General features: G+C 63.2%; 11 protein-coding genes. 7 read left to right on the forward strand and 4 right to left on the reverse strand.

Annotated elements, in window-relative coordinates; genetic code table 11:
* The first annotated feature begins 87 nt into the window (after positions 1-87).
* The 4 genes from dnaK (at position 88) to NED98_RS00325 (ending at position 4,716) form a co-directional block, all read left to right on the forward strand.
* Positions 88-1,998, forward strand: coding sequence for a molecular chaperone DnaK (gene dnaK, locus NED98_RS00310; RefSeq protein WP_265311388.1), 1,911 nt, complete (start codon positions 88-90; stop codon positions 1,996-1,998).
* Between the two features lie 130 nt (positions 1,999-2,128).
* On the forward strand, positions 2,129-3,031 hold the full coding sequence (locus NED98_RS23245; RefSeq protein ID WP_265311389.1) for a J domain-containing protein: 903 nt from the start codon (positions 2,129-2,131) through the stop codon (positions 3,029-3,031).
* A complete protein-coding gene (locus tag NED98_RS00320; RefSeq protein WP_265311390.1) occupies positions 3,028-3,372 on the forward strand; it encodes a chaperone modulator CbpM in 345 nt (114 codons plus the stop codon). The genes NED98_RS23245 and NED98_RS00320 overlap by 4 nt, the downstream gene beginning before the upstream one ends.
* Before the next feature lie 60 nt (positions 3,373-3,432).
* Positions 3,433-4,716, forward strand: a complete 1,284-nt coding sequence (locus NED98_RS00325) for an NAD(P)/FAD-dependent oxidoreductase (RefSeq protein ID WP_265311391.1) — start codon at positions 3,433-3,435, stop codon at positions 4,714-4,716.
* Here NED98_RS00325 and NED98_RS00330 read toward each other — a convergent pair.
* The 4 genes from NED98_RS00330 to NED98_RS00345 form a co-directional block, all read right to left on the reverse strand.
* A complete protein-coding gene (locus NED98_RS00330) occupies positions 4,713-5,315 on the reverse strand; it encodes a TetR/AcrR family transcriptional regulator (protein WP_265311392.1) in 603 nt (200 codons plus the stop codon). The genes NED98_RS00325 and NED98_RS00330 overlap by 4 nt on opposite strands.
* 859 nt (positions 5,316-6,174) lie before the next feature.
* Complete coding sequence (locus NED98_RS00335; protein WP_265311393.1) at positions 6,175-6,936, reverse strand: Npun_F0296 family exosortase-dependent surface protein; 762 nt, start codon at positions 6,934-6,936, stop codon at positions 6,175-6,177.
* Between the two features lie 212 nt (positions 6,937-7,148).
* The gene (locus tag NED98_RS00340; protein ID WP_265311929.1) at positions 7,149-8,861 is read right to left on the reverse strand and encodes a sensor histidine kinase; all 1,713 of its coding nucleotides are present in this window, start codon (positions 8,859-8,861) and stop codon (positions 7,149-7,151) included.
* Between the two features lie 5 nt (positions 8,862-8,866).
* Complete coding sequence (locus tag NED98_RS00345) at positions 8,867-9,517, reverse strand: response regulator (RefSeq protein WP_265311394.1); 651 nt, start codon at positions 9,515-9,517, stop codon at positions 8,867-8,869.
* Positions 9,518-9,991: 474 nt separating this feature from the next.
* On the opposite strand from NED98_RS00345, the gene NED98_RS00350 reads away from it, so the two are divergent.
* The 3 genes from NED98_RS00350 to NED98_RS00360 all read left to right on the forward strand — a co-directional run bounded on the left by NED98_RS00350 (position 9,992) and on the right by NED98_RS00360 (position 16,306).
* A complete protein-coding gene (locus NED98_RS00350; RefSeq protein WP_265311395.1) occupies positions 9,992-12,340 on the forward strand; it encodes a bifunctional diguanylate cyclase/phosphodiesterase in 2,349 nt (782 codons plus the stop codon).
* A gap of 215 nt (positions 12,341-12,555) precedes the next feature.
* Complete coding sequence (locus tag NED98_RS00355; RefSeq protein ID WP_265311396.1) at positions 12,556-14,823, forward strand: FdhF/YdeP family oxidoreductase; 2,268 nt, start codon at positions 12,556-12,558, stop codon at positions 14,821-14,823.
* Between the two features lie 70 nt (positions 14,824-14,893).
* Complete coding sequence (locus NED98_RS00360; protein WP_265311397.1) at positions 14,894-16,306, forward strand: cytochrome ubiquinol oxidase subunit I; 1,413 nt, start codon at positions 14,894-14,896, stop codon at positions 16,304-16,306.
* Positions 16,307-16,309: the final 3 nt, after the last annotated feature.

Consider the following 16,309-nt stretch of genomic DNA (forward strand, 5'->3'; position numbering starts at 1 on the left):
CCGCTGCAGATACGGCATAGTTCTTGCTCCCTCCGCGCCGACACACGGAACGCTCGTCGAGGGCATCGAGCGCAGAGGAGCAGCGAAATGGGCAAAGCCATCGGAATTGACCTGGGCACTACCAATTCGTGCGTTTCGGTGATGGACGGGAAGAGCGCGCGCATTATCGAGAACAGCGAAGGCGCACGTACCACGCCATCGATTGTCGCTTTTACCAAGGATGGCGAACGCCTGGTGGGGCAACCCGCCAAGCGGCAGGCGGTGACCAACCCGACCAACACGATCTTCGCCGTCAAGCGACTGATCGGGCGGCGTTTCGACGACCCCGTGGTCGAGCGCGACAAATCGCTGGTCCCTTATAAGATCGTCGAAGGGCCGAACGGCGACGCCTGGATCGAGGCCGATGGAAAATCCTATTCGCCGTCGCAAATCTCGGCCTTCATCCTGCAGAAGATGAGGGAAACGGCCGAGGCGCACCTCGGCGAAACCGTGACGCAGGCGGTCATCACGGTGCCGGCCTATTTCAACGACGCGCAACGCCAGGCGACCAAGGATGCGGGAAAGATCGCGGGTCTCGAGGTGCTGCGGATCATCAACGAACCGACGGCTGCGGCGCTGGCCTATGGGCTCGAGAAGAAGAAGCAGGGCAAGGTCGCCGTCTACGACCTTGGCGGGGGCACGTTCGACATCTCGATCCTCGACATCGGCGATGGCGTATTCGAGGTGAAGGCGACCAACGGCGATACCTTCCTCGGCGGCGAGGATTTCGACATGCGGATCGTCAATTACCTCGCGGACGCCTTCAAGAAGGATCAGGGCATCGACCTACGCGGCGACAAGCTCGCGCTCCAGCGGTTGAAGGAGGCTGCCGAAAAGGCCAAGATCGAATTGTCGACGAGCAAGCAGACCGAAATCAACCTGCCCTATGTCTCGGCCGATGCCTCCGGCCCGAAGCATCTCCTGATCACCCTCACCCGCAGCAAGCTCGAGTCGCTCGTCGAAGACCTCATCCAGCGCACGATGGAGCCGTGTCTCAACGCGCTTCAGGACGCCGGGCTCAAGGCGGAGCAGATCGACGAGGTCATTCTCGTCGGCGGGATGACGCGCATGCCGAAAATCCAGGAAGTGGTGCAGAAAATCTTCGGCAAGGAGCCGCATAAGGGGGTCAATCCCGACGAAGTCGTGGCGTTCGGCGCGGCGATCCAGGCCGGGGTTCTTCAGGGCGATGTCGAGGATATCCTGCTGCTCGACGTGACCCCGCTGTCGCTCGGCATCGAGACGCTCGGCGGTGTCTTCACCCGGCTCATCGACCGCAACACCACGGTTCCAGCCAAAAGAAGTCAGACCTTCTCGACGGCGGACGACAATCAGCCGGCCGTTACGATCCGCGTCTTCCAGGGCGAGCGCGAGCTGGCGGCCGACAACAAGCTGCTCGGGCAATTCGACCTCATCGGTATCCCGGCCGCGCCGCGGGGTGTTCCGCAGATCGAGGTGACCTTCGATATCGACGCCAATGGCATCGTCAACGTCTCGGCCAAGGACAAGGGAACCGGGAAGGAGCAGACGATCCGGATCCAGGCGTCGGGCGGCCTTTCGGACGACGACATCCGGCGCATGATCAAGGATGCCGAGGAGCACGCCACCGAAGACAAGAAGCGCAAGGAAGTCATCGAAGCCAGGAACGTCGCCGAGTCGCTGCTCCATGCGACCGAGCGGGACATCGAGGAGCTTAAGGACAAGCTTTCCCCTGCCGACAAGCAAGCGGCGGAAAGCGCGATGAGCGATCTGCGCACGGCATTGCAGGGCAATGACGCAGCCGCCATCACGGCAAAGACTGCGGCGCTCAGCCAACAGGCGATGAAGCTGGCCCAGGCGCTCCATTCAGCCGCGCAGGCCGGCGCGAGCGCGGGACCTGGTTCGGGCGGCGATAACGACGATGATGTCGTCGATGCCGAATTCACCGAGCTCGCCGACGACGAGAAGGGATCAAAAAAATAGCGACGGTTCGCGAATGACGGCGAAAGATGCCGCGTTTCGTGGCATGGATCGGAAGATCGCGGCCGATTGCCGGCAATGACCTTCGGGCATTGTCACCGCAGCGAGGCGCCGGAAAGTGGCGGGGGCGAGAGTGAAGAATCCCTATGACATATTAGGTGTCGCGCCGGCCGCTTCCGCCGCGGAGATCCAAAGCGCCTATCGCAAGCTCGCGAAGAAGCTCCATCCGGACCTCAATCCCGGCGACAAGGGCGCCGAGGAAAAGTTCAAGGAGGTCGCCGGCGCCTATGACCTTCTCAGCGATCCCGAAAAACGCAAACGCTATGACGCGGGCGAGATCGACGAAAGCGGCGCCGAGCGGCCGCAGCACCAATATTATCGCGACTTCGCCGACTCCGACTTCGGTCACTACGCCAGCGACGGCGGCTTCGCTGATTTCGCCCAGGGCGACGATCCGTTCGCTGATCTGTTCCGGCGCAGCGCCGAGGCACGCGCCAATCGCCGCGGCCGCGATCTTCATTACCGGCTCGAAATCAGCTTCGTCGAGTCGATCACGGGTGGGTCCGAACGTATCACTTTGCCGACCGGCGGCACGCTCGACGTGTCGATCCCGGCGGGCATCGTCGACGGCCAGACCCTGCGCCTGAAGGGCAAGGGCACACCGGGTTCGGGCAAAGGCGGCCCCGGCGACGCATTGATCGAAATCGACGTGCGTCCCGATCCACGCTTCAAGCGTGACGGCGACGATATCACGATCGACCTCCCGATCTCCCTGTCGGAGGCGGTGCTGGGAGGAAAAATCCGGGTGCCGACGCCGACCGGCGACGTGACCATGACGGTTCCCGCCGGCGCCAACAGCGGCACCACGCTGCGGTTGAAGGGCAAGGGCGCACCACGTCGCGGCGGGGCGCGCGGCGATGAGTTCGTCAAGCTCAGGATCGTTCTCGAAAAGCCGATCGATCCCGACCTTCGCGCGTTCGTATCGAACTGGGAGGCGGGCAAGGCGTTCAACCCACGGGAGGATATCGCCAGATGACGATCGATACCGACGAATTCCTGGCCCGATCGGGCATCGACATGCGGTTGCTCCAGCAATGGATCGAACGCGAATGGTTGCGGCCCGATCGCCGCGACGCCGCGCTCATCCTCTCCGAGCTGGACGCCGCACGCGCGCGCCTCATTCGCGATCTCAAGGGAGACTTTGGCGTCAACGACGAGGGGGTCGAGATCGTGCTCCACCTCGTCGACCAGATTCACGGACTTCGCCGCGTGCTGGTGGAGTTGCGGCGCGACATGCAAACAACGCGGCGCTCGACGATCCGACGCACGAGGGTCCGCAAGGTCGGGCAAATCGCCGCGAAGCGTCGCCGGCCCTGATAGGATCACCCGACCGACGGATCGCGAACGCCGGCGAAAAGCAAATAGAAGGAGTTTAACGTGCCTCCAGAATCCCTCGCGCATCATGTCGTGATCGTCGGCGCGGGGTTCGGCGGGGTCGAGGCGGCGCGCGCCCTCGCCGACGCACCGGTCCGGATCACGCTCCTCGACCGGCGCAATTATCATCTCTTCCAGCCGCTCCTCTATCAGGTCGCGGGAACCGCGCTTGCGCCTTCCGATATCGCATGGCCGATCCGGAGCCTCGTCCGGGGTGCGAAGAACGCGACGACGCTGCTCGGCGAAGTGGTGAGCATCGACGCACGGCACAAGCGGCTGCTGACGAGTTACGGCGCGACGATCGACTATGACACGCTCGTGCTCGCGACCGGCGCCCGCCACGCCTATTTCGGTCACGACGATTGGGAGCCTTATGCGCCGGGCCTCAAGACGATCGAGGACGCGACGCATATTCGGCGCAATATCCTGTTCGCGTTCGAGGAGGCGGAGCGATCAAACAACCCCGCGGAGCGGGCAGCCTATCTGACCTTCGCCATCATCGGGGGTGGGCCGACAGGGGTCGAACTTGCCGGGACGATCGCCGAATTGGCCCATGAAACGCTGCGGGGCGAATTCCGAAACTTCAGCATGGATGAAGTACGCGTCATCCTGATCGAAGCCGGCCCGCGCATCCTGCCGAGCTTCAAGGAGCATCTTGCCGCTTATGCCAAGCGTGCGCTTGAAAGGCTCAAGGTCGAGGTGTTGACCGATCATATGGTGACCGAATGCGATGCGGGCGGCGTCCATCTCGGCGAAACGCACCTCGCCACCCGAACCATTCTCTGGGCGGCAGGCGTCCAGGCATCGCCGGCGGGCGCGTGGCTGGATCTGCCGTGCGACCGCGCCGGGCGCGTGCTGGTCAAGCCGGATCTCACCGCCCCGGGGTTTCCCGACGTGTTCGTGATCGGCGATACCGCGCATGTCGAGGATGACGAGGGAACGCTCGTTCCCGGTGTCGCCCCCGCCGCAAAGCAGGAGGGACGGTTCGTTGCCGAGGTCATCCGGGCGCGACTGGCTGGCACGACACCGCCCGAACGGTTCCGCTACAAGAATGACGGCAGCCTGGCCACGATCGGAAAACGCGCCGCGATCGTCGATTTCGGCTGGGTGCGGCTGCGCGGGCGCCTCGCGTGGTGGCTATGGGGCTTTGTCCATATCTTCTTCCTGATCGGCGTCCGCAACCGGCTGATGGTGGCGCTCAGCTGGCTGTGGATCTATTGGACCGGCCAACGCAGCGCGCGGCTCATCACCCAATCCGGATCGGAAGAGCGGGAAGTTTCCGATTAGGAAGCAGGACCGCCCGACGGACGCAGAAGATGCGGCAGGACACGCGCCGCCAGGCCGACCGCCGCGTCGTTCCGTTCATCGAGCATGTCGCGAATATAGGGGCCGATGACCGCGTCGCCGAATGCCATCAGTGTCATCATCAGCACGGCTTCATGGACCCCGCGCGCAGTTTCGACGTCCCCGGTCTGATCGACGATCGCCGCGACCAATGCCTTCACTGCGTTACGCACAGGTTCGAGACGCGCGGCATTGCCCGACAGAATGATCCATGCTGCGAGCGACCCGGCGCCACCCTTGCCGAACGCATCGAACATTTGGTCGACGACGATGACGGGGGCGCCCGCGTCTGCCCGGATCGTGTCGAGCGCAGCGATCAGGTCCTTGATCATCGATTCCATCAGCGTCGATTGAAGGTCCGCCGCCGATCCGAAATGGTAGATGACATTGGCATGCGTCATGCCGAGCTCATGGCCGACATTGGCGAGTGTTACCGCGCGCGGGCCGCGCTCCAGCAACAGCCGGCGGGCGATGACGAGTGCCTCCTCACGTACCCTCGGGCCATTCCGCTTGCTTCGCGCCCTGGGTGTCGGCGAACGCATGTTCAGGGTCCTTCTTTAATAGAAGACTGGACAGCGAGCGGCACGCTCATATTGCAACCCGTATTCGCGCTCGATATCCAGAAGCATTGCCGGTGCTACGTTGAGACAAGGTGAAAGATCGGCGCATTGCGCACGCGGTCGCGCATGTCCGTATCGAAGAATTGATATTTAAAAGGCGATGCATGCGCGGCGCGACTTTCGCTCTATTCTTGGTGGGGAGAGTTGGAGCGACGCCCGAAAGGCCGTTCCCCTTCCCCCGCCAGACGACGCCTATATTCCGGTCCGGCTGGATAGGGAGGTCGGCTTGGATCATCCTTTAACTGCTCTTCCTCTTGCTTCTCAGGAGCTGCAAGACAAGAAAAGACGCAAGGAAAAATGAAATATAAATTATCCAGGCAAACATCGGCGATGCGTTGCTGAACGTCAACCTAACGATGATCGCACACACAATTGCTATTAAAAATAATAGCAGAATGTACCTTGAAAGAGACGCCAAACTCATTAAATCCGCCAAAAATTGTAAGAAACTGCGCGGTAGCAGAATTTAACAATACTGTTAAAGTACCTAAAAACCTTCAATTTGGTTCTGATCGCAGTCAGCCGGGCGTCAAGGCGGACGAGGAGGATGCTGCGATGAACCGTGACATGCTGGCGGCGAATCGAGTTCGCCGGCCTGCGTCTCGCCCAAGGCTTGATCCTCGATCTACCGAGGGCGTGTCTTCGGCCACCTCGACGCGGCGCGGACGACGTCCGGCGACGATTGCAACGAAGTGCCCTATATCACCGACCACAATGGCGCCGCCCCGCTCCCGCCGTCGGCAGGAGCAGGGTCGGACGGCGCCTCCCCGATCGGGGAAGATTACGCGGCGATCAGCCTTGGCCGGCCCTGACGGCGCCGCATCGCGCCCGCCACCGCGCCAAAGCCGACGATCATCATCGCCCAGGTCGCGGGTTCCGGCACCCCGCCGACCGGCGTGCCGCTTTCCCTGGTGAAGAAGCCGACGGTATGATTGTCCGACTCATAGCCGGCATTCGCCAGATTCTCCGAAAAGGTCACCTTGTCGAAGGTGCCGTTGGTATCGAAGAAGTTGAGAAAGACATAGGGTTGGCCGCCGTTGTTGCCGCCGAACGGCGCGTCGGGATTGCCGAAATAGCCGGGCATATTGCCGACCAGCGCGAGCACGTCAGCCGCCGAGAAAGTGAAAAGCGATGTCCCAGCTTTTGAGAAGGTCAGGGTGTTGCCGCTGTCGAGCGCGGACAACCAGAAGCCGAAATAATTGATTCCGGCGGGATTGGTGGTGGCAAGCGAGAGCGAGAAACCCGCGCCGCTCGATGTGCTCGCGAAATTGCCCGCGCCGCCCGCGCCGCCATATTGGTTTGCCGGGACAACATCGACGCCGGCATAGCTGCCCGAGATCACGCCGCCCGACCCGAAATCGGTGGTGAACGACCGGTTGTAGCCAGAGACGATCGCATCGAACGTCTCGACACCCATCGAGGTGAATGCGGCGGTGGAATGCTCGACGCCGGGGTTTTCGATCGTCACATGGAAGGTGTCGGCATGAGCGACGCCTGACAGGGCCGCGCATAGGCCAGCGAAGAAGAATGCGGATCTTTTCATCGGTTCCCTCGTCCCCAAAAATGTCGTCCTCGGCGACGTGGCGAGATCGCCACGGTTCTGGCGTTCTCGCCGAAAATCCGTGGCGCCATTTTCGGTCGATCGGATCGGGGCAACAATCCCGCGTTCGCGGGGGTATGGATAATAAACCGACAATCCGCCGTCATCGTCTCAAAATGGCACGCGCTGGGTAAGGGCAAGTAACCGCGGCCAATTCAGGATTTGCGCTCGGCGACGGGGATGGTCAGGATCAGCCGCGCGCCCTCGCCCGGCGCGCTATCGATCGCGATCCTGCCGCGCATTTGCTCGGCCCGGCGACGGATGTTGGTCAACCCCCGTCCCTCCCCTGGCGAACCGACCGCCCGGCCAGGATCGAATCCGATGCCGTCGTCCGCCAGCGTTATACGGATCGCCTTGCCTTCCGCCGCTTCGATCGTCAGCGCGATCCGGGAGGCGCGGGCGTGTCGCACGCTGTTGGCAATCCCCTCTTGCAACAGCCGATAGAGACTGAGCAGCCGCCGCACGTCGAGGCTGGGCGCGGGGATCGGTAGCGTGCACCGATAATCGAAAGCGATGCCTGACCGCGCGATCCGCCCTTCGACACGCTCGCAGAACATCGCCAGCGCCTCGTCGATCGGTTCGTTCCCGGCATCGATCGCACTCGCCATATTGCGCAGGTCGTCGACCGCCGATTGCAATCCCTGCTCGATCTCTCCTTGCGTCAGCCGGCTGCCGCGCAAGTCCAGCAGCAGGTGGGTCAGCACGCCCCCTACCCCATCATGCATATCGCGCAGCAGTCGCTGGCGCTCGGCGTCGATCGCGATCAGTCGCTCCTGATGGCGCAGCAATTGTGACGAGCGCAGTAAACTGGCGTCCTGCTCCAGCACCTGCCGCTCAAGATCGCTGCGCGCCTCCTCAGCCTCCTGGTTGAGCAGCCGGCCTTGCAGCGCAATTTCGAACAATATCCCGAAGGTCGCCAGCGGCGGGGCGAGAACCGATGCCTGAAGCGTGAGATTGGGCGGGCGAAAGAACAGGTCGAAAGCGATCGACGCCAGCCCGGCAAGCAGCAATGCCAGCACACGGATCGCCGGCCCCGGCGCGGTGCGCGCCATCCGCAGCAAGGCGAGCAGGCCATAGCCGACCAGCAAGGTGAGCGCCGCTGCGTCGAGCCACGGCACGATCGTGGCGACCCCTTCTCCCAGCGCCATCGCCGCCAGCAGCGCAGCGAAGGCGGCCACGAAGCACGCAACCACCATCCGCGCCTCGCTCGCGCGCCAGCCGGCAAAGGCGTTCACGGCCAGCGCCGCTCCCGTCAGCATGAGATATTCGGTGCCGAACCGCAGGAGCGGAAACCAGCGATAGGGCAGGCTCGCGGCGCCAAAGGTGGTGAGCCACGCATCCGCGCCGACCAGGATCTGGAAAAGGCCGGTCACGGTTTGCAGCCGCGACATGCGATTGACCGGCAGCAGGACGAGCAACGCCGTTCCCGTCACCATCGCCACCGCGATCGCCACCCAGACCATGTCGAACCGCTGGAAGCTTTCCAACGCTGCCGCGCGACTCATCCGGTCGAACGGCCCGGCGTAGATCGCCGCCGGCTCGGGGCAATCGCCGTCGAGACAAGACAGGGACGCCGCCTCCCGCCCGCCGGTTTGCGCGGGCGACAGCAGGCTGGCGCGGGCAGGATGCAGCACGACGGGTTGCCAGCCGGGGAGACGCAGCACCGCCGGTCCCGGCAGATCGGCGACGTACGCGCCCATTCGCCCCGGCCCGACGGGCAGCGCCGCGCGCGCCGCCGTCCCCCGGTCCGCCTCGGGAGACTCGATCGGGCGCACGCCAAGGACGATCAGGGCGTAGATGCTCCAGAACAGCAGTTGCACGCCGAGGATGATGATCACCGCACGCCGCCAACCGGTCGGCCGCCGCATCGCCGTCACGGATGCAGCAACCCGTTGCGGAAGGCGCGGACCATCGCCTCGCCCCGGCTGCTCACCCGGAGTTTGCGATAAATCGATTTCACATGATCGCCGATCGTGTGCGGCGATATCTCCAGCACAACGGCGGCTTGTCGATTGCTGTAGCCGCGCGCCAGCAACTGCAGCAATTCGATCTCGCGCGGCGAAAGCCCCGGATCCCATTCCACCGTTCTCGCCTGCTCCTGCTGCTTGCGCAGATGGCGCAGCACATAAGCGGCGATGCTGGGCGAGAGCGGCGCGCCGCCGGTCAGGGCATCGGCCGCCTGCTGCCCGATATCGAGGCTGTCGAGGTCCTTCAGCAGATAACCGTCCGCCCCCGCGAGCACCGCTGCCAGCACCGTCTCCTGATCGCCGAGGACGGATAGGACGAGGATCTTCGGCTCTAGCCCGCCGCGCGCCCGAATATCGGCGATCAATTCGATCCCGCTACCGTCGGGCAGACCGAGATCGAGGATGAACAGGTCCACCGGGCGATCGAGCAGCGCCCGCGCCTGTGCCAGCGTGGCAGCCGTGGCGACCAGCGACAGCCCCTCATGCGCCTCCACCCCGCGCGCGACATGCGTAGCCACGAGCGGGTCGTCCTCGACGATGACGACGCTCGCCGTCAACCGCGTCCGTTTCGACTATGGGCCACCGCGCCTCCCGTCGAGGGCGGCCCGTGCCGGCCGGTGCCCTCCACCGCCAGATTGATCGGCCGGGGCTGATGATTCAATCCCCCGATCACGGGATGCCTCTCACGTCACGAACGACGATTGCCTTTGGTATCGCACTTAGACGACCGGCATCACAGCAAAATGGTGGAGCAATCTCTATATTCACTGTCGGAAGTTTAAAGAGTAACTACAACAATGTTTATAGGCTTCGGCACGATTTTACATCGCTGTTAAACCCATTCTACCGAGTCGATAGTTTCGATTGTCGCGATGGCATCTCGAATCGACAATCGCCTGTAAGCGAAGGAACTTGGCGCGGTTGGCAATCAATATTTTAACATCGATGTAACAATCGCTCGAAATGAACGAATTCATAACGATCTGCCAGCATAGGCCCGGCCGTTCACGTGTACGAATGGACGAATCGGAATGCGCTTTGCTTTGTGCCTGACCCAGGAGCACAATCTTTGGCTGGTCGGCCTGGCAGCGGTCATCTGCCTGCTCGGGTCTCACATCACTTTCCGGCTTTTGCAGCGCCTGCGGCACGCCGAAGAGGGCACGCGCGTCGCGTGGACCTTCATGGGCGCGGTCGCCACCGGCGCGACGATCTGGTGTACCCATTTCGTCGCGATGATCGCGTACCAGCCGGGCATCCCCGTGGAATATGAGCCGATCTTGACCGGCGCCTCGCTCGGCCTTGCGATCCTCGGGAGCGCGCTGGCGCTATGGGTCGCCAATCACGATTTCCGCGCCGCCGGTGCATTGGGCGGGATGATCTTCGGGCTCGCCGTGACGGCCATGCACTATACCGGCATGCAGGCATTTGCGGTACGCGGCGTGATATTCTGGTCCGCGCACTATGTTGCCGCATCGATTGCCGGCGCGGTCCTATTCGGCGCCCTGGCGTTCCATCGCGGTCATGCGGCGGGCCGAAGAGATCCGGTCTGGGCGCCGGCCGCGCTGATGGTGCTTTGCATCATCATCCTCCATTTCACGGCGATGGCCGCGATCGAGATCGTTCCGTTCGCGCCGCGCGACGGCGAGCTCACCGCGAGCGCGGCAAACCTCGCAATGGCCTTCGCGGTAACCGGCGTCGGCCTTTTGATCCTGGGCACGGCGTTGTGCAGCCACGCGCTCGAGGCACAATCGCTCGCGCAGGCGCGCCGCCGGCTGGTCGAGCTTTTGGAAGGCAGTGTGGATGGCATGATCGTCGAACAGGATGGACACATCGTCGCGACGAATGCAGCCTTTGCATCGCTCGCCGGGGTCGACCATGACGAGATTGTCGGCGGCGCGTTGAGCAAGTGGATTCCGGATATAGACAGAGTCCCGATCGGCGCGCTCACCCAGGCGACCCTCGCGGCCGGCGACCAGCGATCGATACCGGTCGAGGTCGCGCTGCGAAAAGATGATCAGCAGGCGCGGCCGAGCATGATCTATGCCGTTCGCGATCTGCGCCCGCGGCTCGCGCAGGAGCGACGCATCGCGCATCTCGCTCGCAACGACAGCCTGACCGGGCTGCCCAATCGCGCCTCGTTCCTCGAATGGCTCACCAGGCAGACCGATGAGAATGGCCCGTGCGCGCCGCTCGCATTGCTGTCGATCGATCTGGACCGCTTCAAGGAGGTCAACGACGTTCATGGCCATGCCGCCGGCGATCAATTGCTGATCACCATCGCAGAGCGGATGAAGGCGGCGATACGGCCGGGCGAATTCGTCGCGCGGCTCGGAGGCGACGAGTTCGTTGCGCTCATGACGCTGCAGGAACGCGAGGATGCGCTCGAACTGGTCGACCGCCTGCGCGACGCGGTGACTGCGCCGGTCGATCTCGACGGCAACCAGCTTTCCTGCGGGTTGAGCGCTGGCGTGGCGCTGTGGCCGCAGGATGCGCGCGAGATATCCTCGCTGATCAACAATGCCGATCTCGCCATGTATCGGGCCAAGGCATCTCTCACCACCGATGTGTGCTTCTACGAAGAGGCGATGGACAAGGCCGTCCGCGCGCGTCGCCGGATGGTGCAGGAGCTGCGCGAGGCGCTCGATCAAGGGCATTTATGCATCCATTGGCAAGTCCAGACCGCCGTTCGGACCGGCGATATTACCGGCTACGAGGCATTGGTGCGGTGGATTCGGGATGACGGGACGACGACCTCCCCCGAAGAATTCATTCCCATCGCCGAGCAATCGGGTCTTATCCTGCCGATCGGCGAATGGGTGCTTCGCACCGCCTGCGCGGAAGCGGCGGGGTGGCGGGAGCCTCACAAGATTGCGGTCAATCTGTCGCCGGTGCAACTCGGCCATGTCGATTTGCCGCGGCTCATCCATCAGATTCTGCTTGAAACCGGCTTGCCGCCGTCGCGCCTCGAACTCGAAATCACCGAAACCGCGATGATCGCCGATTTCGACCGGACGACCCATGTCCTCCGGCAAATCAAGGCGCTGGGCGTGGCGGTGGCGATGGATGATTTCGGCACCGGCTATTCGTCGCTCTCCACGCTGCGCGCCTTCCCCTTCGACAAGATCAAGCTCGACCGGTCGTTCATGACCGAACTCGACGGCGCCCCCCAGTCGGCAGCGATCATCCGTGCCGTTCTCGCCTTGGGAAGCAGTCTCGACATTCCGGTGCTCGCCGAAGGCGTCGAAACGCACGATCAACTCGTATTCCTGCGCGAACAAGGGTGCGACGAGGCGCAAGGCTATCTGCTCGGGCGGCCGCATCCGACCGTCGAGGGCGCGAAATCAAGCCGCCCCGTCGGAATCTGGCACGACGCCGCATGACGCGCCTGGGGACGGATTCTCGCAACGGGGATGAACTCCACCCCAAATTAGGTGATAATCGATGCGGTCGGGACTATTTCCCGTCGCCATTTATAAGAATCAGCGACGCCGAGCCGGGACAATTTGTCCACGTTGCGAGGACCTATTGTCCATAGCAAACCGCTATGGAACGCTCCTATAATGAAGCGATCATAGGCATCTTGGAATGCGTCGTTATGGCTGAGGACGCCCCCCGCTTCAAACCCTACGACCATCCTGCGGGTGGCTGGGGCGCTGCCGCCGCAACGGCGAAGGTGCTGCTCGAGCAGAGCGTCGTCACCAAGGGCTCGCGCGCGCTTCTGGCGATGAACCAGCCGGGTGGTTTCAAATGCCCGAGCTGCGCCTTTCCCGATGCCGATTGCAAGAAGACGCTCGAATTCTGCGAAAATGGCGCGAAGGCGCTGGCGCACGAGGCGACCAAATTCCGCGTCACGCGCGATTTCTTCGCGCAGCACACCGTCACCGAATTGATGGAGAAATCGGATTACTGGCTCGAGATGCAGGGCCGTCTTACCGAGCCGATGCGATATGATGCCGCGAGCGACTGCTATGTCCCGATCAGCTGGGACGCGGCGTTCGGTCTGATCGGGCAGCATCTGCGTGCGCTGGAAAGCCCGCATCATGCCGAATTCTACACCTCGGGCCGCACCCCCAATGAGGCGGCTTTCCTTTATTCGATCTTCGTCCGGCAATACGGGACCAACAATTTCCCCGATTGCTCGAACATGTGCCACGAGCCGACCAGCCGCGGACTTCCGCCCGCAATCGGGGTCGGCAAGGGCACGGTGGTGCTCGAGGACTTCGAACATGCCGAGGCGATCTTCGTCATCGGCCAGAATACCGGCACCAATTCGCCGCGGATGATGACCAACCTCGTCGAGGCGCGCAAGCGTGGCGCGCCGATCGTGGCGGTCAACCCGATGCCCGAGCGCGCGCTGATCCGCTTCACCGAGCCGCAGGACGTCCTGCAGATGGCGACGTTCGGCTCGACCGCGATCGCCAGCGAATTCGTCCACATCAAGATCGGCGGCGACCTTGCGCTGATCAAAGGCATGATGAAGGTGATGTTCGAGCGCGAGGCGAAGGGCGAGACCATTCTCGACCACGCTTTCCTTGCCGAGCATACGATCGGCATGGAAGCGGTGCGCGACGAGGTGATGTCGCTCGACTGGAGCGCGATCGTCGAGCATTCGGGCCTCGAGGAAGCGCAGATCCGCCGCTGCGCGGAAATCTATATCCGCTCGAAGGCGACGATCATCTGCTACGGCATGGGCCTCACCCAGCATCAGTTCGGCTCACAGCTCCTCCAGCAGGTCGCCAACCTCCTCCTGCTCAAGGGAAATTTCGGCAAGCCCGGCGCGGGTATTTCGCCGATCCGCGGCCATTCCAACGTTCAGGGCGATCGCACCGTCGGGATCGACGAAAAGCCGAGCCAGGAATATCTCGACCGCGTTCGCGATGTATTCGGCTTCGATCCGCCGCGTGAGCACGGACATCATACGATCGAAACGGTCGAGGCGATGCACGACGGCACCGCCAAAGTGTTCATCGGCATGGGCGGCAATTTCGTCCGCGCGATCCCCGATACCGAGCGCTCCTATGAGGCGATGCGCAAGCTCGCGCTGACCGTCGGGATCGCCACCAAGCTCAATCGCGGCCATCTCGTTCATGGCAAGGACGCGCTGATCCTCCCGGTGGTCGCGCGCTCCGAGCGGATCGAGACCTCACTGGGCGAGCAATTCGTCACGATCGAGGATTCGATGTCGAACGTGACCGCGTCGCGCGGCGTGCTCGCGCCCGCAAGCCCCGATCTCAAGCCCGAGGTTGAGATCGTCTGCCGCATGGCAATGGCCGCGCTGCCGGGAAGTGTTATCCCGTGGGATCGCTATATCGATGATTATTCGCTGATCCGCGACAAGATCGCCGAGGTCTATCCCGAAATCTACGCGGATTTTTCCGAGCGGATCAAGGATCCCAAGGGTTTCCATCTCGATATTCCGCCGCGCCGGCTGGTCTGGCCGACCCCCAACGGAAAGGCGAACTTCCTCCCTTTGCCGGGGCTCGACGTCAACGAGCCGGTCGCCGATCCCGCCATGCTACGGCTCGCGACGGTGCGCTCGCACGACCAGTTCAACACGACGATCTACAGCTACAACGACCGTTATCGCGGCGTGTACAACGATCGCATGGTTCTCTTCATGAACGAGGACGACCGGATCGCGCGCGGCATTGAGGCACGTTCGCAGGTCGCGCTCGAAACGATCAGCAGCGATGGCGTGCGCCGGCGGGTCGATGCGCTGACCGTGATCGACTATCCGATGCCGCGCGGCGCGGTCGCCGGCTATTATCCGGAACTCAACCCGTTGTTGCCGCTCGATTATTACGATCGCATCAGCGGGACGCCGGCGGCAAAGTCGATTCCCGTGCGCGTGGTGGCTGCCTAGCGCCACGCCCCGCCGCTCAGCTCTTTCGTCAATGGGGCAATGACGAACAAGGAACAGGGGGACAGAGCCTGTGATTGCGAACCTCGATCCCGTTACGCTGGCGCGTGCGCAATTCGCATTCACGATCTCCTATCACTTCATCTTTCCATCCTTCTCGATCGGGCTTGCGAGCTATCTCATGGTGCTCGAGGGGCTGTGGCTGAAGACCGGAAACGGCGTTTATGCCAATCTCTATCGCTATTGGCTGAAGATCTTCGCCGTCGTGTTCGGGATGGGCGTCGTCTCCGGTGTCGTGATGTCCTATCAGTTCGGCACCAATTGGTCGGCCTTCTCGACCAAGGCGGGTCCGATCGTCGGCCCGCTGATGGCCTATGAGGTTCTTACCGCATTTTTCCTCGAGGCCGGTTTTCTCGGCGTCATGCTCTTCGGCATCAGCAGGGTCGGCAAGGGGCTCCACTTCTTCGCCACCTGCATGGTCGCGCTGGGCACGCTCATCTCGGCGACCTGGATCATTTCGGTCAACAGCTGGATGCAGACCCCGGCGGGCTATGCGATCAACGTCAAGGGACAATTCGTACCGGCGGGATCGTGGCTCCCGATCATCTTCACCGCAAGCTTCCCCTATCGCCTCGTCCACACCGTGATCGCCTCCTATCTGACGACGGCGATGGCGGTCGGCGCGGTCGGCGCCTGGCATCTGCTCAAGGATCCGGCCAATCGCGGCGCCCGCAAGATGTTCTCGATGGCGATGTGGATGGCCGCGATCGTCGCGCCGATCCAGATTCTCGCCGGGGACCAGCATGGCCTCAACACGCTCGAACATCAGCCCGCCAAGGTGCTCGCGATGGAGGGGGACTATGAGCCGAGCCCCGATGGCGCGCCGCTGATCCTGTTCGGGTTGCCGAGCAACGACGAGGGCCGGGTCCGTTACGAGGTCGCGGTGCCGCATATCGGGTCGCTGATCCTCAAGCATGACCCCCATGCACCGCTTCCCGGGCTCAAGGACTATCCGCGGGACATCTGGCCGCCGGCACCGATCATCTTCTGGTCGTTCCGGATCATGGTCGCGCTCGGGTTCGCGATGCTCGGATTGGGGCTGTGGAGCCTGCTGGCGCGCGTGCGTGGCAAGCTCTACGACTGGCGCTGGCTCAAACGCGCTGCGATCCTCATGGGCCCCTCGGGCTTCGTCGCGGTCATCGCCGGGTGGGTCACGACCGAAGTGGGGCGGCAACCCTTCACGATATATGGACTATTGCGGACGGCGCAGTCGCATTCGCCGATCGGGGCGCCTGCGGTCGCGGTTTCGCTGCTCGCCTTCGTGATCGTCTATTTCACAGCCTTTGGCGCGGGCATCTTCTATCTGCTCCGGCTCATGTCCAAGCCCCCGCTCGCCGGTGAACCCGAACCCCAGCCGATACCGCAGCGGGCAGCGGGAATCACGCCGGCGGCAAGCGTTGCCGCACATCTTCCCGGGGAGGCATGAGCG

Source organism: Sphingomonas lycopersici, from assembly GCF_026130605.1.
Lineage (GTDB): Bacteria > Pseudomonadota > Alphaproteobacteria > Sphingomonadales > Sphingomonadaceae > Sphingomonas > Sphingomonas lycopersici.